This window comes from Duganella sp. SG902, from assembly GCF_013376005.1.
Classification (GTDB): Bacteria; Pseudomonadota; Gammaproteobacteria; order Burkholderiales; family Burkholderiaceae_D; genus Rugamonas.
The window spans coordinates 296,864-315,321 of sequence record NZ_JABMJK010000006.1; the positions used below are offsets into that span (position 1 = coordinate 296,864).

16 protein-coding genes are annotated in these 18,458 nt (G+C 65.9%); 5 read left to right on the plus strand and 11 right to left on the minus strand.

What is annotated here, in order from left to right; translation table 11 throughout:
• Positions 1-229 precede the first annotated feature (229 nt).
• The gene (gene ppk1 / locus FHW83_RS15730) at positions 230-2,326 is read left to right on the plus strand and encodes a polyphosphate kinase 1 (RefSeq protein ID WP_176647290.1); all 2,097 of its coding nucleotides are present in this window, start codon (positions 230-232) and stop codon (positions 2,324-2,326) included.
• 3 nt (positions 2,327-2,329) lie between these two features.
• Complete coding sequence (locus FHW83_RS15735; protein ID WP_176647291.1) at positions 2,330-2,797, plus strand: histidine phosphatase family protein; 468 nt, start codon at positions 2,330-2,332, stop codon at positions 2,795-2,797.
• Between the two features lie 268 nt (positions 2,798-3,065).
• Here FHW83_RS15735 and FHW83_RS15740 read toward each other — a convergent pair whose 3' ends face one another.
• The 3 genes from FHW83_RS15740 to FHW83_RS15750 form a co-directional block, all read right to left on the minus strand.
• On the minus strand, positions 3,066-4,166 hold the full coding sequence (locus tag FHW83_RS15740) for a polyamine ABC transporter substrate-binding protein (RefSeq protein WP_176647292.1): 1,101 nt from the start codon (positions 4,164-4,166) through the stop codon (positions 3,066-3,068).
• 82 nt (positions 4,167-4,248) lie between these two features.
• Positions 4,249-5,598, minus strand: coding sequence for a flagellar filament capping protein FliD (gene fliD, locus FHW83_RS15745; RefSeq protein WP_176647293.1), 1,350 nt, complete (start codon positions 5,596-5,598; stop codon positions 4,249-4,251).
• Positions 5,599-5,691: 93 nt separating this feature from the next.
• Positions 5,692-7,059: a CoA transferase gene (locus FHW83_RS15750; protein ID WP_176647294.1), complete on the minus strand. Its 1,368-nt coding sequence runs from the start codon at positions 7,057-7,059 to the stop codon at positions 5,692-5,694.
• A 93-nt stretch (positions 7,060-7,152) separates the two neighbouring features.
• Between FHW83_RS15750 and FHW83_RS15755 the strand changes: the two genes are divergently transcribed.
• Positions 7,153-8,328, plus strand: coding sequence for a citrate synthase family protein (locus FHW83_RS15755; protein ID WP_176647295.1), 1,176 nt, complete (start codon positions 7,153-7,155; stop codon positions 8,326-8,328).
• Here the strand turns inward: FHW83_RS15755 and FHW83_RS15760 are convergent.
• The 3 genes from FHW83_RS15760 to alr all read right to left on the minus strand — a co-directional run bounded on the left by FHW83_RS15760 (position 8,309) and on the right by alr (position 11,179).
• Complete coding sequence (locus tag FHW83_RS15760; protein ID WP_176647296.1) at positions 8,309-8,629, minus strand: PilZ domain-containing protein; 321 nt, start codon at positions 8,627-8,629, stop codon at positions 8,309-8,311. The genes FHW83_RS15755 and FHW83_RS15760 overlap by 20 nt on opposite strands.
• Before the next feature lie 74 nt (positions 8,630-8,703).
• The gene (gene radA / locus FHW83_RS15765) at positions 8,704-10,080 is read right to left on the minus strand and encodes a DNA repair protein RadA (protein ID WP_176647297.1); all 1,377 of its coding nucleotides are present in this window, start codon (positions 10,078-10,080) and stop codon (positions 8,704-8,706) included.
• Between the two features lie 4 nt (positions 10,081-10,084).
• Complete coding sequence (alr, locus tag FHW83_RS15770; protein WP_176647298.1) at positions 10,085-11,179, minus strand: alanine racemase; 1,095 nt, start codon at positions 11,177-11,179, stop codon at positions 10,085-10,087.
• Positions 11,180-11,310: 131 nt separating this feature from the next.
• Here alr and lplT point away from each other — a divergent pair, with 131 nt between their 5' ends.
• The gene (gene lplT / locus FHW83_RS15775; RefSeq protein WP_176647299.1) at positions 11,311-12,573 is read left to right on the plus strand and encodes a lysophospholipid transporter LplT; all 1,263 of its coding nucleotides are present in this window, start codon (positions 11,311-11,313) and stop codon (positions 12,571-12,573) included.
• Here lplT and FHW83_RS15780 read toward each other — a convergent pair.
• From FHW83_RS15780 to tsaB, 4 genes are read right to left on the minus strand one after another with little or no spacing between them, the layout of a single operon-like run.
• A complete protein-coding gene (locus tag FHW83_RS15780) occupies positions 12,570-13,502 on the minus strand; it encodes a DUF1853 family protein (RefSeq protein ID WP_176647300.1) in 933 nt (310 codons plus the stop codon). The two genes, lplT and FHW83_RS15780, sit on opposite strands and share 4 nt — an antisense overlap.
• A complete protein-coding gene (locus tag FHW83_RS15785; RefSeq protein WP_176647301.1) occupies positions 13,495-14,508 on the minus strand; it encodes a uracil-DNA glycosylase in 1,014 nt (337 codons plus the stop codon). The genes FHW83_RS15780 and FHW83_RS15785 overlap by 8 nt, the downstream gene beginning before the upstream one ends.
• Entirely contained in the window at positions 14,505-14,978 is a 474-nt protein-coding gene (gene rimI / locus FHW83_RS15790; protein WP_176647302.1) for a ribosomal protein S18-alanine N-acetyltransferase, read from the minus strand. Before rimI ends, FHW83_RS15785 begins: the two co-directional genes overlap by 4 nt.
• Entirely contained in the window at positions 14,975-15,667 is a 693-nt protein-coding gene (tsaB, locus tag FHW83_RS15795) for a tRNA (adenosine(37)-N6)-threonylcarbamoyltransferase complex dimerization subunit type 1 TsaB (protein WP_176647303.1), read from the minus strand. Before tsaB ends, rimI begins: the two co-directional genes overlap by 4 nt.
• A gap of 94 nt (positions 15,668-15,761) precedes the next feature.
• Between tsaB and FHW83_RS15800 the strand changes: the two genes are divergently transcribed.
• The gene (locus FHW83_RS15800; protein ID WP_176647304.1) at positions 15,762-16,187 is read left to right on the plus strand and encodes a thioredoxin family protein; all 426 of its coding nucleotides are present in this window, start codon (positions 15,762-15,764) and stop codon (positions 16,185-16,187) included.
• Here the strand turns inward: FHW83_RS15800 and FHW83_RS15805 are convergent.
• Positions 16,170-18,455: a molybdopterin cofactor-binding domain-containing protein gene (locus tag FHW83_RS15805; protein WP_176647305.1), complete on the minus strand. Its 2,286-nt coding sequence runs from the start codon at positions 18,453-18,455 to the stop codon at positions 16,170-16,172. The genes FHW83_RS15800 and FHW83_RS15805 overlap by 18 nt on opposite strands.
• Between the last annotated feature and the right edge of the window lie 3 nt (positions 18,456-18,458).

An 18,458-nucleotide genomic window follows, 5' to 3' on the forward strand; every position in this document is an offset into this window, starting at 1 on the left:
TATGACAGCTTTATGACATGGCCAAAATATTTCAAAATTGACCCCGCACGCCCCGCTTCCCTCTGTAAACACACCGGCTTGAGGCCTTTTATGACATACCCTTGTCATATTCGGGCCGCATTTATGACAGGGTTTGTCACAAAGCTGTCATATTTGATCTTTACACTGTAGCAACCATTCTTCCGCAAACAGGATAGAATGAGCTTACCTGCAAAGTGATTAAAAAGACATGAAGCCTGACGTGCATGCAGAAGTGAACAAGAACTCGGCCTTCCTCGACCGGGAGCTTTCGCAATTGATGTTCAACCGCCGGGTGCTGGCCCAGGCCGAGGATAAAACCATTCCCTTATTAGAGCGGCTGCGCTACCTGTGCATCTGCAGCAGCAACCTCGACGAATTCTTTGAGGTGCGCGTGGCCAGCCTGCTGGCGGCCGGCGCCGCGGACGGCGCGCTGTCCGCCCACCCCGCCTTGGTGGCCACCCTGTCGCGCATCAGCAATGAATGCCATTTGCTGGTGGCCCACCAGTATGAAATCCTGAACAATGAAATCCTGCCCGAGCTGGCCGCCAACGGCATCCACCTGGTGCGCCACAACGAGCGCAACGAGGCGCAGCGCGCCTGGGTCAAGGAATACTTCGACACCGAGGTGCGACCGCTGCTGACGCCGATCGGCCTCGATCCTGCCCACCCATTCCCGCAGGTGATCAATAAAAGTCTGAACTTCATCGTCCAGCTGGGCGGCAAGGATGCCTTCGGGCGCGGCACCGGCATCGCGATCGTCAAGGCGCCGCGCGTGCTGCCGCGCGTGATCCGCCTGCCCGATCATTTATCCAAGAGCGGCGGCATTTCGTTCTGCCTGCTGTCCTCCGTGATCCACGCCCACATCTCCGACCTGTTCGCCGGCCGCGAGGTGATTGGCTACTCGCAGTTCCGCGTCACCCGCGACAGCGACCTGTGGGTCGACGAGGACGAGGTCAAGAACCTGCGCCAGGCGCTCAAAGGCGAGCTGGTCGGCCGCCAGTTCGGCGCCTCGGTGCGTCTGGAGGTGGCGAAGAACTGCCCGCCCGAGCTGTCGCAATTCCTGCTCGACCAGTTCGGCCTGCACCAGAGCCGGCTGTACGCGGTCAACGGCCCGGTGAATCTGGTGCGCCTGAACGAGATCATGGACCACGTCAACAACCCGGCGCTGCGCTTCCCGCCCTTCTTCCCCGGCTTCGCGCAGAAACCGGGCAACCCGGATATCTTCGCGGCCCTGCGTGAAAACGATATCCTGCTGCACCACCCCTACCAGTCGTTCCAGACGGTGATCGATTTCATCCGCGGCGCCGCGCACGATCCGAACGTGGTGGCGATCAAGCAGACGATTTACCGCACCGGCATGAACTCGGACCTGATGGAGTCGCTGATCTCCGCCGCCAAGGCCGGCAAGGAAGTGACCGTCATCGTGGAGCTGAAGGCGCGCTTCGACGAGGAAGCCAACATCAACTGGGCGGACAAGCTGGAGCAGGCCGGCGCGCAGGTGGTGTACGGCGTGGTCGGCCTGAAGACGCACGCCAAGGTGGCACTGGTGATACGCCGCGAGGACAACAAGCTGCGCTACTACGCCCACCTTGGTACCGGTAACTATCACCCGACCACCACCAAGTTCTACACCGACTTCGGCCTGCTGACCTGCCACCCCGGCATCAGCCAGGAGGTGAACGAGGTGTTCATCCACCTGACCTCGCTGACCAAGCCGCACCGCCTCACCCACTTGTGGCTGGCGCCGTTCGCGCTGCAGAACGAGATCATCAAGGCCATCCGCAACGAGGCGCGCATCGCGCGCGCGGGGCGGCCGGGCCGGATTATTGTTAAAATCAACGCACTGGTGGACGAATCGGTGATCCGCGCGCTGTACGCGGCGTCCAAGGATGGCGTGAAGATCGACCTGATCGTGCGCGGCGCCTGCACCCTCAAGCCGGGTGTGCCCGGCCTGTCGGAAAACATCAAGGTGCGATCGGTGATCGGCCGCTTCCTGGAGCACAGCCGCATCTACTACTTCCGCAACGACCTGGCGCACGACACCTATCTGGCCAGCGCCGACTGGATGAGCCGCAACCTGTTCCGCCGCATCGAGGTCGCCTTCCCTGTTCTGGACAAGGCACTGAAGCGCCGGGTGATGGCCGAAGGCCTGAGCCCGTATTTGAAGGACAACCAGAACGCCTGGGAACTCGAGGCCGACGGTCACTACCAGCGCCGCAAGGCGCGCGGCAAGCAAGCCGCATTCAGCGCCCAGCAACACCTGATGGAATCGCTGGGCACGCCCAACGCCCACCTGGGAGAGTAGAGCATGGATCTGATTTTATGGCGACACGCGGAAGCTGAAGATGCCGGCCCCGGCATGACCGACCTCGAACGCGCGCTGACCAGCAAGGGCCAGAAGCAGGCGCGCCGCATGGGCCAGTGGCTCAACTCGCAACTGCCGGACAGCTGCAAGATCCTGTCCAGCCCCGCCGTGCGCACGCTGCAGACGGTGGAGGCGCTGGGCCGCAAGTTCAAGATCCACACCGACCTGGCGCCGGGCGCCGATCCGGCCGACGTCCTCAAGGCCGTCAACTGGCCGGGCAACAAGGATTCGGTGCTGGTGGTCGGCCATCAGCCGACACTGGGCCAGGTGGCCTCGATGCTGCTGACGGGGGACGATCTGGAATGGGACATCCGCAAAGCCAGCGCGTGGTGGTTTGCCCAGCGCGAGCCGGGCGATCCCATGAGTGTGTATCTGAAGGCGGTGATGGCCGCGGACCTCGTGGTTAAATAACTTGTAAAGCCAAGGGCTTCTGCTAAAGTTTAATTGTATCAACTACGAGGGGGGGCTATCATGATGTTCACCTTGCTCACGATGGGGATTTTTGGAGGAATGATCTCCCTGGTTGTTTACGAACTGGTCCAGGAAATGCGTGGCAGTAAACAAAGATTGGTCGACCGCTATCACGAATAGCACTCAGCTTCACTGAAGCCTACGGCGCCAGCGGCGTGCCCTCACCAGGACATCGCCACTCGCGCCGTTCAACGTTTACAGGGCCCGCTTACACGCCGGTCTTGAACTTGGTGTAGATGCGGGTGATGTTGCGGCGAATGTCGGCCGGCACCGCCTCCGGCGGCGTCATGCGCTTCTTGTCCTCCTCCGACAGGAACACCGTCTTGTTGTTAGCGATATCCTTCTTCACGAACTTCAAGCTGGCCGCGTTCGGGTTGGCGTAGAACACCTTGTTGGTCAGGCTGGCGTGCACTTCCGGACGCAGGATGTAGTTGATCCACAGGTGGGCGTTGTTCGGGTGCGGCGCATCGGCCGGGATGGCCATGGTGTCGAACATCAGCGCGGCCGAAGTCTTCGGCACCAGCGCTTCAATCACGTTGCCGTTCTTGGCGTCGATGGCGCGCTGGCGGGCGATGTTGATGTCGCCCGACCAGCCCATCGCCACGCACACCGCGCCGTTGGCCATGTCATTGATGTAGCCCGACGAGCTGAACAAGGTCACATAAGGACGGATCGCCTGCAGCACCTTGCCGGCCTCCGCGTAATCGGCGGCGGTCTTTGAGTAGGCCGGCTTGCCGATGTACATCAGCGCGGCCGGCAGCACTTCCGACGGCGAGTCGAGGAAGGACACGCCGCACGATTTCAGCTTGGACGCGTATTTCGGATTGAAGATCAGTTCCCACGCATTGTCCGGCATCGGCATGCCGCCCAGCGCGGCCTTGACCTTGTTGACGTTGATGCCGACCGTGGTGTAACCCCACAGCCAGTCGACCAGGTAGTCATTGCCCGGATCGATGCTGGCCAGCTTGGCCTGGATGGCCGGGTCGAGGTTCTTCAGATTGGGCAGCTTGGACTTGTCCAGCTTGCGCAGCAGCTTGCCATCGATCTGCAGGCGCGCCCAGGGCGCGGTCGGCACCACGATGTCGTAGCCGGACTTGCCGGCCACCAGCTTGGAGTTCAGGATTTCGTTGTTATCAAAAACGTCATAGCGGACCTTGATGCCGGTTTCTTTTTCAAAGTTTTTAACCGTATCTTCGGAGATATAGTCAGACCAGTTGTAGATATTGAGGACTTTTTCCTCTTGCGCCTGGGCCGCGCCTACCATCAAACCAGCAGCCAACAGCGCCGCGCCAACGAACTTCCCTGCCATAACACCTCCGAAATGGGATTCATCACACAAGCCGTGATGATCGGGCATCCACCGCCCGGATGCAAGGAGTTCCTTAGAATTCTCAGCCCAGCATGTCAAACAGAGTGCCGGTGCCCTTGCCGCCGGCCGTGAGCGCGCTGCCGGCGCCGGTCTGGGCCTGGGCCGTGTACAACGCGGCCAGCGCGTTGGCCTGGGCCGTCATGGCCTTGGTCATGGCGGCCTTTTTGCTGTTCAGGCTGGTGATCTCACTGCTGGTCAGGCTGGTTTCCTTGGTCAGCACGCTGTTGGCCGAGGTCAGCGTCGCGGCCTTGGACGATAGCAGGTCGGCAATGCCGCGCTTGTCGTCGCTGGTGAACAGCCTGGCGACGGCCGACGAATCGGCGGCCAGCGCGGCTTGCAGCTTCTTATCGTCCAGCACCATGTTGCCGTCCTTGTCCTGGCCAATGCCGGCCGCCGCCAGCTTGGTGACCGAGACCGAGCCGCCGCCGGTTTTCAGCAGCATGCTCATCTGGCTGATGGCCTGGTTCAAGGCGGTGTCGGATTTCAGCTCGCCCTTCTGCAGCTTGAGCAGCTTGGCGTTGAGGTCGTTGTAGGCGCTGGCCAGGGCTTTCAGGTTGTCGCCGATCTGGCCGGCGCCGGCGCTGATGGTGACGTCGCTCTTGCCGGCGCCCACCAGGTTCAGCGTGGCGCCGCCGATGGCCGCGTCCTTGATGGTGTTGGTCGGGCTCTTGATCTCCTTGCCGTCGACGGTGAGGATGGCGTCCATGGCGGCGCTGGTCTGCTTGAGCTTTTGGGTGCCGGCCGGATCGTAGGTCAGCAGGTTTTTCAGCGTGGCGTCGCCGCTGACGCTGATGCGCATGCTGTTGGCCGCGCCGGGCTGGCCGGCGATCGACAGCGAGTACTGACCGTCGTCGCCCTTCACCACCGTGACATCGATGCCGGCGGCCTTGAACGCGGCGGCCATCCCGGCCGGCGTGTTGTTGCTGGCGTCGATGGTGACGCTCTTGCTGCTGGCGCCGAACTCGATCTTGACGGTGGTGGTGGCGCCGGAGCCGATTTTGCCGTCGGCGCTGAGGTCGAACTCCTCGCTGGTGAGGAACTGACCCTGCGCCAGCTGCTTGACATCGATGGCGTAGGTGCCGGCCTTGGCCGTGCCGGTCGACGAGGCGGTCAGCACGGTCTTGGCCGAACTGGCGGCGCTGGTGCTGAGACCGTTGCCGGTCAGGCTGGCGGCGATCTGCTGGAAACTGGCCAGCGCGCTCTGCAACTGGCCGAGCGCGGACAGCTTGGTCTGGTCCTTGGTGATGGACGCGTTGAGCTTGGCGGCGGCGCTGGTCTGCGACGCCATGGTTTGCTGGACGCGGTTGTACACGTCCGTCGAGACCGTCGCGCCGGTGGAGCCGTTGGTCGAGTTGATACTGGAGGTAGCCATGATTTCATTCCGCCTTGGTGGTTACATAGTATGCAACATGGACGCTTGCACCAAAGCCGCGAACAAAGCCGGTTTTGCCCTTCAATCCGCCAATCAGGACAACCAGCTTGCATCGGCGCTGCCGAGACTGGAGGCCGGCAGGCTCCAGCACATGGGCGCGCCCTCGATGGCGGCTGGCGGCCGGTAACGGCGCGCCGGTCCCCATTCGGTATGTTCCAGCCCGGGGGCGAAATCGTCCTCGCCGGCCGTTGCCAGCGGCTTGCCGGTGGCCGGCGCCGGCGCGTCGGTGAGCAGTCTGGCGGTGCGGGCAAGCGACAGACGCGCTTGCAGGATGCGGCCCTGGTCCAGCCGGGCGATCAGGGCGCGCACCACGGCGGCGGCGATCAGGTAGCCGGTGGCGTGGTCCAGCGCTTGCACCGGCAGCGGCACAGGTTTGCCCGCGCCCTGCTCCCGCATACCGTGGTGGGCGATGCCGCTGCTCATTTGCACCAGGCTGTCGAAACCGCGCCGTCCCGCCAGCGGACCGCTCCACCCATAGGCATCCAGCGCCACGTCAATCAGGTGGGGATTGAGCTTGCCCCGCGCTTGTTCGCCGTAACCCAGCCGCTCCAGCGCCGCCGGCCGATAACCGTGAACCAGCACGTCCGCCTTCGCGAGCAGGCGATCGAAGACGGCGCGGTGCGCCGCCAGCCCGAGGTCCAGCCGCGCACAGCGCTTGCCCAGGGTGACTTCGGGAACCGCGCCCGGCTCGTCCCAGCCTGGCGGATCGATGCGCAGCACGTCGGCGCCGTAGCCGGCAAGGAAGCGGGTCGCCACCGGGCCGGCCAGCACGCGCGTCAGGTCCAGCACCCTGAGCCCGGCCAGCGGCCGGCCGGCCGACCACGACCACTCGGCCCGGCCGCCGCCGGGACGGCCGGCGAAGGCGATCAGCGGTTCCCGCCCAACGCTTTGCCCCTGCGGGTGTGCCTGCCATTCGGCCATCGAGCGCATCATCGCCGCGCAGCCGCCTTGGGCCACCACCGCCTCCTCCAGCGCCAGGCCAGCCCAGCCAGAGACGGCGCGCGCCACGGCCTCGCGTTCGCCGGCGCAGCCCAGCGCCGCCAGCGCCGCCGTGCGGTGGTGCGGGGCGTTGGTGTGCAGGCGTATCCAGCCATCGGCGGTGGGATAGTCGCCCGCCACGGCATCCCACAACGGCGGGCGCTCCCAGCCTGCCGGATGGAGCGACCAACTGAACCACATCGATGCCAGCCGGCGGTCCACCACCACCGGCGCCGGCGCGCCACCCTGGGCCACCATCAACTGCCGTACCGCGAGCGCCGCCGCCCCCACCGACGCCGCGGCCAGGCCGGTGACCGCAAAGCAGGATGGCAGTTCGCCCTCGCCAACCATGGCCAAGGCGTCCACCGCGGACGGGGGCAAATCCAGCGCCGACCAGGCGGCATGCAGCAGTTGATGAGACATGGCGACTCCCGATACGTTATCCTTGGGCGCAGCTTAGGACCGCGGGTCCATGAGCGTCAATCTTGACTTGAAGTGTCAACATAGGAAACGGACATGGTGTGGATGACCGTCGCCGAAGCGCTGGATGTGCTGAATGTGCGGCCGCAAACGCTGTACGCCAACGTCAGCCGCGGCAAGATCCGGGCCAAGCCGGACCAGGACGACCCGCGCCGCAGCCTGTATCACCGCGACGACGTTCTGCGCATGGCGCGCCGCGCCAATGGCCGGCGCAAGGTGGAGATCGTCTCCAGCCAGGCGATGCAGTACGGCGATCCGGTGCTGGCGTCGGCCATATCCACGGCGGCCGGCGGCAAGCTGCTGTATCGCGGTCATGATGCCGCCGCGCTGGCCGCGACGGCAAGCCTGGAGAGCGTGGCCGCCTTGCTGTGGGAATGCGCGCCGGCGGAAATCGAGGCCGCGCTGGGGGAGCGCGCGGAGGGCGCCGGCGGCCACGCATCGGGCGCCGGCGCGCCGGCGGCCGGCCTGCAGGCCCTGGCCCGCCGCGCCGCCGTGGATGCGCCCTCGCTGGGCCGCGCGCCGGCCTCGCTGCGCGCCGAGGCCGCGCAAGTGCTCGCGTCGCTGGTCGACGCCATGACCGGCCGGGCCGACGCCGGCCCCGTCAGCCTGCGGCTGGCCCGGGCGTGGCACGCCGAAGTCCATGAGGACTTGCTCCGCCGCGCCCTGGTCCTGATGGCCGACCACGAACTCAACGCCTCCACCTTCGCCACCCGCGTCACCATTTCGACCGGCGCCTCGCTGGCGGCCGGCGTGCTGGCCGGTTTCACCACGCTCACCGGCCCGCTGCACGGCGGCGCCGCGCAAGAATTCGCCCAGCTGATCGCCCATGCCCAGGCCACCAACGCCGACGAGGCGGTGCGCACCTGGCTGGAGAGTGGCCGCCCTTTGCCCGCCTTCGGCCACCCGCTCTACAGCGGCGGCGATCCGCGCGCCAAGGCGCTGCTGCGGCAATTACCGAAAATTCAACCATATGAAGCGCTGGCCATCGCCGCCGAGCGGCAAGCGGGGGAACTGCCGAATATCGACTACGCGCTCTCCCTGCTGAGCGCGCACTGCGGCCTGCCGAAGGAAGCGCCTTTTGTATTGTTTGCCGTGGGTCGTTGCGTCGGCTGGCTGGCCCACGCCCTGGAGCAGGTGCAAGCCAACCGCCTGATCCGGCCGCGCGCCCGCTATACGGGGCCGGCCGAAATCATTAACGCAGGAATTTATTGATGGTGGCCATGGTGGCCATGTCGGGATTCATGAACTGGAATCCGATCTTGAAGTGGTCGCCGCTGAAGATGCAGTAATTGACGCGGGACTGGCAGCTCAGGACCTGCGCCTTGCCCTCGACGAACAGCTCAAACGACACCATGGCGATATCGCCCGTCGACAGCTTGTGATCCAACGTGATCGACAGCCCGCTCGCGCTGATCTCCAGCGTGCGCCCCTGCTTGGGGGCCATGCCATCCATCACTACCACTGCCTTGGAACGCACGATCTTGCGCGCGCCTGACCTTTGATCGACTAACACTTTCTTGTCCTTTTATTACCGGATGAGTTACGTAATCCGCACTATTGACGATTACAACACGTAACAATACAACGTTATTGGATTTCGCGCAGCTTATTGAAGGCATCATCGATGCGATCAACGCCGATAATCGTCATGCCCTCGATCGGCTGCTTGGGGGCGTTGGCGGTGGGGATCATGGCGATCGAGAAGCCCAGCTTGGCCGCCTCGCGCAGGCGTTCCTGCCCGCGCGGCGCGGGGCGGATCTCGCCGGCCAGGCCGACCTCGCCAAACACCACGAAACCGCGCGGCAGCGGCTTGTTGCGCATCGAGGAATTGATCGCCAACAGCACCGCCAGGTCGGCCGCCGGTTCGGTGATCTTGACCCCGCCCACGGCGTTGATGAACACATCCTGATCGAACGCCGCGATCCCCGCGTGGCGGTGCAGCACCGCCAGCAGCATCGCCAGCCTGTTCTGCTCCAGGCCGACCGACAGGCGGCGCGCGTTGGGCTGGTGGCTGGCGTCGACCAGCGCCTGGATCTCCACCAGCAGCGGCCGCGTGCCCTCCTGCGTCACCATCACGCAGGAGCCCGGCACCTGGTTGTCATGCTGCGACAGGAACAAGGCCGACGGATTCGACACGCCCTTCAAGCCCTTCTCGGTCATGGCGAACACGCCCAGCTCGTTGACCGCGCCGAAACGGTTCTTGATCGCCCGCACCAGGCGGAAACTGGAATGGTTGTCGCCCTCGAAATACAGCACGGTGTCGACGATGTGCTCCAGCACGCGCGGGCCGGCCAGCGCGCCCTCCTTGGTGACGTGGCCGACCAGGATAATCGTCACGCCGGTCTGCTTGGCGGCGCGCGTCAGCTGCGCCGCGCACTCGCGCACCTGCGCCACCGAGCCGGGGGCGGAGCTCAGGGCGTCCGAATACAGGGTCTGGATCGAGTCGATCACCGCCACTTCCGGCTTGAGATCGGCCAGCGTGCCGAGGATTTTCTCCAGCTGGATCTCGGCCTGCAATTTCAGGTCGCGCGCGTCGATCACCAGGCGCTTGGCGCGCAGGGCGATCTGCGCGCCCGATTCCTCGCCGGACACGTACAGCACCTTCTTCAAGTGCGAGACATTGGCCAGCGCCTGCAGCAGCAGGGTCGACTTGCCGATGCCGGGGTCGCCGCCGATCAGCACCACGCCGCCGGCCACCAGGCCACCGCCCAGCACGCGGTCGAATTCCTCGATGCCGGTGCCGAAGCGCGGCACGTCGATGGCGTCGATATCAGCCAGCGACAGCACCGGCGCGGTCTGCGCCAGCGACAGATGCGCCGGCTGCGAGTAGCGGTTGTTGCCGCCGGCCTCGACCACAGTCTCGACCATGGTGTTCCACTGCTGGCAGGCGGCGCACTGTCCGGTCCACTTGTTGGCGGTGGCGCCGCACTCGTTGCAGGTGTAATTGGTCTTGGCCTTGGCCATGCGCTCAGCCCTCCACCACCGGCACGCGCTGCGTCAGCGCGCACATCAGCTCATAGCCGATGGTGCCGGCCGCCACCGCGACCTCATCGATCGGCAAGCCCTGCCCCCACAGCACCACCTTGCTGCCGATGCGCGCCTGCGGCAGCGGCGTCAGGTCCACGGTCAACATGTCCATCGACACGCGCCCGACCAGGCGGGTGCGCACGCCATCGACCAGCACCGGCGTGCCCAGCGGCGCCACGCGCGGGTAGCCGTCGGCATAGCCGCAGGCCACCACGCCGATCCGCATCGGACCCTCGGCCTGGAAACGGCTGCCGTAGCCCACCACCTCGCCGGCGCCGATGTCCTGCACGCCGATGATCTCGCTGCTCAGGGTCATGGCCGGTTGCAGGCCGAACTCCTCGGCGGTGCCGCCGCCCGGCGTGCCGCCATACAGCATGATGCCGGGACGGACCCAATCGTTCTTCAGGTGGTCGTGATGCAGCAGCACGCCGGCCGAGTTCGACAGGCTGCGCGGCCCCGGCAAGCCGGCCGCGCCCAGCTCGAAGCGGCGGATCTGTTCGGTGATCGGCAGCAGCGGATGGTCGATGTCGTCGGCATTGGCGAAGTGGGTCATCAGGGTGATGCCGCCGACGCAGGAGATGGCCCGCAGACGCGCGTGGGCCGCCGCGTAAGCCTCCGGCGTGAAGCCGAGACGGTTCATGCCGGTGTTCATCTTGAGGTGCAGGTCGAAGCGGATGCCGCGCGCGCTCAGCTGCGGGGCCACCTCCTCCAGCCACGCCAGCTGCTCGTAGCAATGCACGGCCGCCTGCAGGTCGTAGCCGGCCATGGTGTGCAAATCGGCGGAACTGAAGAAACCCTCCAATAACAGGATAGGCTTCTTCCAGCCCATTTCGCGCAGCTTGACGGCGTTGTCCACCTCGATCAGGGCCAAGCCGTCTGCCTCGGCGAAACCGCGCATCGCGCGCTCCAGTCCATGGCCATAGCCGTTCGCCTTCAACACGCCCCAGGCCTTGGCACCCGGTGATTTGGCCTTGGCCAAGGCCAGGTTGTGCTTCATGGAGTCAATATGGATTGTTGCAAGAATGGGCCGGGGCATACGACATTTTCAGCTTGGTAAACGAAGCCGCCATTTTACCAAGAGCGGACGAGGACGCACTGCTCAATTCTTGGGGATACGAACAAAGCATGGTATAAAGCAAGCCAGATAAGTTTTCAGGCTATCCCAGAATGAATCGTGGTTTCTATACCATCATGGCGGCGCAGTTCTTTTCGTCCCTCGCGGACAATGCGCTGCTGTTTGTTGCGATCGACCTGCTGGTCAACATGAAATCACCGGGGTGGATCACGCCGCTCCTGAAGCTTTCATTTACGCTCTTTTACGTGCTGTTGGCGGCATTTGTCGGCGCTTTTGCCGACTCGATGCCAAAGGGCAAGGTCATGTTCATATCCAACCTGATCAAGGTTGGCGGCTGCCTGCTGATCTTCGCCCACGTTCACCCCCTGCTGGCTTATGCGATTGTTGGTTTCGGCGCGGCCGTCTATTCGCCGGCCAAATATGGCATCCTGACCGAGCTGCTGCCGGCTGAGAAACTGGTGGCCGCCAACGGCTGGGTGGAAGGCCTGACCGTGCTGTCGATTATCTTCGGCACCGTGATGGGCGGCGCCCTGGTCGGCGGACGCGTCTCCGGCTTCCTGCTGGGCTTTGACATGCCGCTGATCGACACCGGCATCGAGACGCCCACCCAGGCCGCCCTGTGCGTGGTGGTCGGCATTTACATGCTGGCGGCGCTGTTCAACACGCGCATTCCGGACACCGGCTGCGTCTACGGCCACCAGGAGCGCAATCCGGTCAAGCTGATCAGCGATTTCGCCAACTGCTTCAGCCTGTTGTGGAAGGATAAACTGGGCCAGATTTCGCTGGGCGTGACCACGCTGTTCTGGGGCGCCGCGCAAACCCTGCAATTCATCGTGCTGGAATGGGCCAACCGCACCCTGCACCTGAGCTACGAGCAGTCGACCAGCCTGGTGGGCGTGGTGGCGATCGGCGTGGCGGCCGGCGCGGTGATTTCGGCGCGCTTCATCTCGCTGCGCAAGTCGCTCACCGTGATCCCGGTCGGCATCGCCATGGGCGTGATCGTGATGTGCATGACCATGGTGAATTCGGTCAAGATCGCCTACCCGCTGCTGATTCTGGTCGGTCTGCTGGGCGGCTTCTTCCTGGTGCCGATGAACGCGCTGCTGCAACACCGGGGCCACGTCCTGATGAGCGCGGGCCACTCGATCGCGGTGCAGAACTTCAACGAAAACCTGTCGATCCTGACCATGCTGGCGGCCTACTCGCTGATGCTGCGCGCGCACCTGAACCTGGATGTGATCATTCTGCTGTTCGGCCTGTTCCTGGCCGGCACCATGCTATACATCATGCGCAAGCACCAGGCCAATCAGCGCGAATTCGACTCGGTCGCGCTCATTGGCGAGGCCAAACACTAGGCCGGCAACACGCCCTCGTGACGGCGCCGCGCGGCTTGCGCGCGCCAGTCATCGGGGACGATGAATCCCCGCTTCTCCTCCACCAGCCATTCCCCGCTTTGCCGCAGCGCCGCGATCATGACCGGCGCGGCGGCATCCCGCAGCGCGGCCAGCAGTTGCGGCTTGTCGATGCCCGCGTCAACCTTTAACGGCGCCAGCCATTGCAGGCGCGGCATGATGGCGTATGCCTGTTCCGGCAGGCCGGCCGCCTGTTCCCGCGTCATCCAGAAACCGTGGCAGTGTTGCTGCGTGATGCCCTGCATCGGTTGGACGCCGTCCGGGTAAAACAGCCAGCCTTTCACCAGCGCTTGCGCGCTCGTGACCGGCATCGGCAGCAATGCCCGGGCCGCCGGGTGGCCGGCCAGCGATAACTGTTTTTCGAAGATCTTGCGCATCTTCACACCCAGCGTGTCGGCCAGGTTGGGGCCGATCAGGCCGTTAAAGCCTTCGCCGTCCGCATCCAGCAGGTAGAACTTGGTGGCGAATTCGATGTGGCGCAGGCCCGCGCCGTCGCGCAGCAGGAAATCGAACTCGCCGATGGTGTCGGTGCGGTCGGCCCGCACTTGCAGGCCGTGCGCGTACAGTTGGCCCTGCTGAGCGAAGTAGAACGCCATCAGTTTTTCGGCGTACAGGCCGAGGCGGGAGTAATGCTTGTCACCCAACGCGGCTTGCAGCGGAGCGGGATCGCGCTCCAGCGCGGCCAGCCAGTCGGCGGCCAGCGGCGAGGCCGGGCCGAGCGAGGCGATGCGGCCTTGCCACTGTGGCGCGGCCGCATCGAGCAAGTCCGGCGCGTCCAGCAGCCAGGCCAGCGCCCGCACGTGGGGATGGTTCAGCTGGGGCCAGCGGCTTTCAAACCAGGCTTGATAGCCGCCGGGCGGCCGCTCAGGCATGGCTGGCTTTCGCCAGGCAGAGGTCGGCCCAGGCCTTGGCCTTGTCTTCCGGTTTGCGCAGCAGGTCGTCCGGATGGTAGGTCGCCACCACCGGCAACTCCGCCGCGCCGTAGCGCATGACCTTGCCGCGCGCGGCCGGGCCCATCATCAAGCCCCGGGCGGCGAACTGGCCGAAGGTGATGGCCATGGTGGCGCCGCTCAGCGCCAGCTCGCGGTCCAGGAATGGACGGCAGGCGATGACTTCGTCGGCGGTCGGCATGCGGTCGGCGCCGTCTGGCGTCGACGGGCGGCATTTGACCACGTTGGTGACATAGACGTCGGACTCCGGCTGGAGTTCGATCGCTTTCAGCATGTTGTTCAGCAATTGGCCAGCCTCGCCGGTGACGACTTCGCCAGCCTCGTCGTCGGCGCGCGACGGCAAGCCGCTGATGGCGATCCAGCGCGCACTCTGCGCGCCGCGACCGTTGACGGCATTGCGGCGCGTCTGACACAGCGCGCAGCGCGTGCAGCTGGCCACGGCGGCCTGCAGCGCTGTCCAGTCCATGGCAGCGATCGCCGTGTCGCTGAGCGGCTCGGCAGGGGCCGGAGCGGTGGGCGGAGTGGCGGCGACTGGCGGCGCCGCCGGCGCGTCGTCGAACCATGCGGTCGACTCCTCGTCTGGCGCGGCGGCCGGCGCCTCCGCTGGCTGACGTGCGCTGGTGGCCGGCGCGGGACGGGTGGCGATGGCGGCAGGACGGGCGGCAACTGGCGCCGGTGCAGGTGCCGGCGCTGGCGCATCGTCGAACCACGCGGTCGCATCATCGTCGGCTGGGGCTGCGGGCGCCGGCATTGGCACGGGCGCCGCCGGCTGTGGCACGGGCGGCGGCGCCTGCTCCGGCAAGCCATCCGCCAGTGCCTGCACGGCCGTCACGAAGGCATCGCCCTCCTCCGCGCCATGCCGCAATTTCCATTGCACGCCGATCCCCATCTCCTGCAGGAACACCTTATTCCGAGACAACTGACTCATATGCCAAACCGCATCACAATCGCGTCCTCACGTTGCCCATTCGCCGCCGGGTAGTAGCCCCTGCGACGGCCAATCTGCTTGAATCCATAGCGCTCGTAAATCTCCAGCGCCCGCGTATTCGACGGCCGCACCTCCAGCAGCACCGATTCCATGCCCAAGCCGCGCGAACAAGCCACCGCCTGGTTCAGCAAAAACCGTCCCAGGCCCTGGCCCTGCCTTTCGGCCGACACGGCGACGTTCAGCAAATGCGCCTCGTCCACCACCGCCATCAGCAGGAAATATCCCAGCAAATCGCCATCGCGATCGCGCAGGATCCAGGCTTCGTAATTGCTGTTCAGCGAATCCTCGAAATTGGCCATGCTCCACGGATGCGGATAGACGCTCTGCTCCAGCGCAAACACATCGGGCAGATCGGACTTGCGCATCGGCTCGTAGTTGAGCCGCGCCAGATCCCATACCGGCGCCGTCATGCGCCGCCGTCCTTGTTGGCCGCCATCTCGCGACGCTCGGCCTGCGTGTAAGCGACCTTGTTACGCAGATACAGCGGTTGCGCGTCCGCCGCCGCGACCGTGTGGCCGGCCGCGAAGGCCACCGCCGCCAGCTGCGCGATCTGCTCCGCATGCGGCATCACCTCGGCAAAGCCGCCGTCCGGGAACGCCTCGGCATAGGCCGACAAGCCATTGCCGCACGCCACCGGCGCGCCTTGCGGCAGCACCTCGGCCGGCGCCGACAGCACCGGCGGCAGCACCGCCACCGGCTGGCCGTCCTCGAAACGATACTGCGCCCAATACACCTCGCCCATGCGCGCGTCCAGCACCACCAGCACCTCGGCGGCGCCGTGCCGTTGATGGCAGGCGAGCGCCATCGCATCCAGCGTGACCACCGGCACGGCCGGGATCTTGCCGCCGAACGCCAGCCCTTGCGCCACGCCGCAGGCGGTGCGCACGCCGGTGAACGAGCCCGGCCCGGAGCCATAGGCCACCGCATCGCAATCCTGCAGGCTGATGCCGGCCTCGGCCAGCAATTCTTGAAGCATCGGCAATACCGACTGGGAATGGGTGCGCACGCCGCTGGAGACGCGGCTGGTCAGGGCATCGCCGCGCAGCAGGGCACAGGAGGCGGTTTCGGACGAGGTTTCAATGGCAAGAATATTAGGCATCCCGTATTTTAACCCGGCACGCCAGCAGGCGCGACCCCGCGCGGGGAGGTAAAATACCGCTTTAGCGCCGAGCGCGCTGTTTGCTATTCACCCTATGGCTAGCCTGACCCTGAATTCCGAAAACCGCGAAGACGTCGCCGCCGCGCTGGCCGGCGAGCGCTGGATCGTCGCCTGCCTGTGCGCGGCCTGGTGCGGCACCTGCGCCAGCTACCGCGCCACCTTCGACGAGGTGGCCGAGCGCCATCCGGACAAATTCTTCGTCTGGATCGACATCGAGGACCACGCCGACATCGTGGGCGACCTCGATGTCGAGAACTTCCCCACCCTGCTGATCCAGCACCACGAGCTGGTGGCCTTCTTCGGCACCATGCTGCCGGACGCCGGCATCGCCCACCGGCTGGTGCAGTCGACCGCGATGCAAAGCGACGAGGAACTGCAGGAACTCATCATCAACAACACCGAGCGCGCCCAGTGGCAGCGCGACTGCAACCTGCGCGCCCTGCTACGCGACGCCCTGTAACGTCAGCGGCAAACTGCGCAGGCGCTTGCCGGTCAGCTTGAACACCGCGTTGGCCACGGCCGGCGCGACCGGCGGCGTGGCCGGTTCGCCCATGCCCTCGGGATGCTCGGCGCTGGGCAGGATGACGGTCTCCACCTCCGGCGCCTGGTTCAGGCGCACCACCGGGTAATCGTGGAAGTTGGATTGTTCGACCTTGCCATCCTTGATGGTGACCGCGCCGAACAGCGCCGCCGACAAGCCGAACACCACGCCCGATTCGGCCTGCTGGGCGATGATGTTCGGGTTCACCGCCAGCCCGCAATCGATCGCGCACACCACGCGGTGCACGCGGATCTCCGTGCCCTCGACCGACACTTCCGCCACCTGCGCGACGATGGTGCCGAACGACTGGTGCAGCGCCACGCCGTGCGCGCGCCCCTCGGGCGCCGTGCCGGCCTTGGCCACCGCCGCATTCAGCACCGCCAGGTGGCGCGGGTGCTGGGCCAGCAGCTCGCGCCGGAACGCCACGCTGTCCTTGCCCGCCGCGTGCGCCAACTCGTCGATGAAGCTCTCCTTGAAGAAGGCGTTGTGCGAATGCCCCACCGAACGCCAGTAGCCGATCGGCACCGCGCTGTCCACGATCACGTGGCGGATGCGCTGGTTGGGGAAGTGGTACTGCATATCGAACTCGCCCTCGGCGGTGGTCTTGTCCGGACCTCCCGGCGGCAGGCCGAGATTGCGCTTGAAGAACTGATGGGAGATCGAGCCGCTGGCCGACTTGTTGTCGTAGCCCAGCACATTGCCCTTGGCGTCCAGCGTGGCGCTGAAGCGCGCCAGCGCCGCCGGGCGATACACGTCGTGCGTGGTGTCGTCCTCGCGGCTCCAGATCAGCTGCACCGGGTGGCCGTCCGCCTGCCTGGCGACGGCCACGGCCTGCGCCACCATGTCCACGTCCAGCCTGCGGCCAAAGCCGCCGCCAAGCATGGTCACGGTCAGCACCACGTTGTCGGTGGAGACCCCGCCCACCTTGGCCGCCACCTCCACCGCGAAGCCCGGCGACTGGGTCGGCGCCCACACATGCACCTTACCGTCCTTGACCTGCGCGGTGCAGTTGACCGGCTCCATGGCCGCATGCGCCAGAAACGGCGCGCGGTACTCGGCCCGCACAGTCTTGGCCACACCGGCGGCCTTGCCTTCCACCGCGTCCATGTCGCCGGCCTTGTAGTAGGCGTAGCCGTCTTCCTTGTCCAGTTTCGCCGCGAAGTCGGCGTAAATGGCGGCGCTGGACAGCGCGGCCTGCGGGCCGTCGTTCCACTTGACGTCCAGCGCCAGCGCCGCCTGCTTCGCCTGCCAGTAGCTGCGCGCGATCACGGCGACGCCCGCGCCGGCGCCGGTCCTCTCCGGCAGCGCGCCATCGTAATTCACCACCTTGACCACGCCCGGCATCTTGAGCACGGCGGCGCTGTCGACGCTCGCCACCGTGCCGCCGATCACCGGCGACATGCGCACGGCCGCGTACAGCATGCCCGGCGGACGCGCGTCGATGCCGAAGATGGCCGTGCCATTGACCTTGGACGGCGTGTCGCGGCGCGGCTGCGGGCGGCCGATCAACTTGAATTCCCGCAGCGACTTGAGGCGCACCTCGCCCGGCTTGGCATCGACCGCCTTGGCGGCCAGCGCGCCGTAGGCCAGCTTGCGGCCGTCGGCATGCAGGACGTGGCCGTCTGCGGTGCGCAGCCCCCCGGCATCCGTCTTCCACTCGGCGGCGGCGGCGGCCACCAGCATGGCGCGCGCGGTGGCGCCGGCTTCGCGCATCGGCTCCCACGCATCCTTGATGCTGGACGAGCCGCCGGTGATGATCAGCCCCAGTTCGCGCGCCACCTTGCCGACCACCCAGCTGACGCTGGATTTCAAGCGTCCGGTATCGTCGGGATGGAACGGCAGCCCGTCCTTGAGCATGGCGATATTGCCGAAGATCTTATCGTTCGGCGCCTGCACCAGCCGCACGGCGGACAGCGGCACGTCCATCTCCTCCGCCACCAGCATCGGCAAGGCGGTGTATACGCCCTGCCCCATCTCGCTGCGCGGCATGGCCACGCTGACGGTGCCGTCCTTGTCGATGCCCACCCAGCCGTTCAGCGCGACGCTGTCGCCGCCGAGCGGCAGCGGGTGTGATCCGTTCAGGCGCTGGCGCGGCGGCGTCACGCCCCAGCCCACCACCAGCGCCCCCGTTACCGCCAGGCCGCCCAAGATAAAGCGGCGCCGCCCTTTGCTCTTCGCTCCCTGCATGAA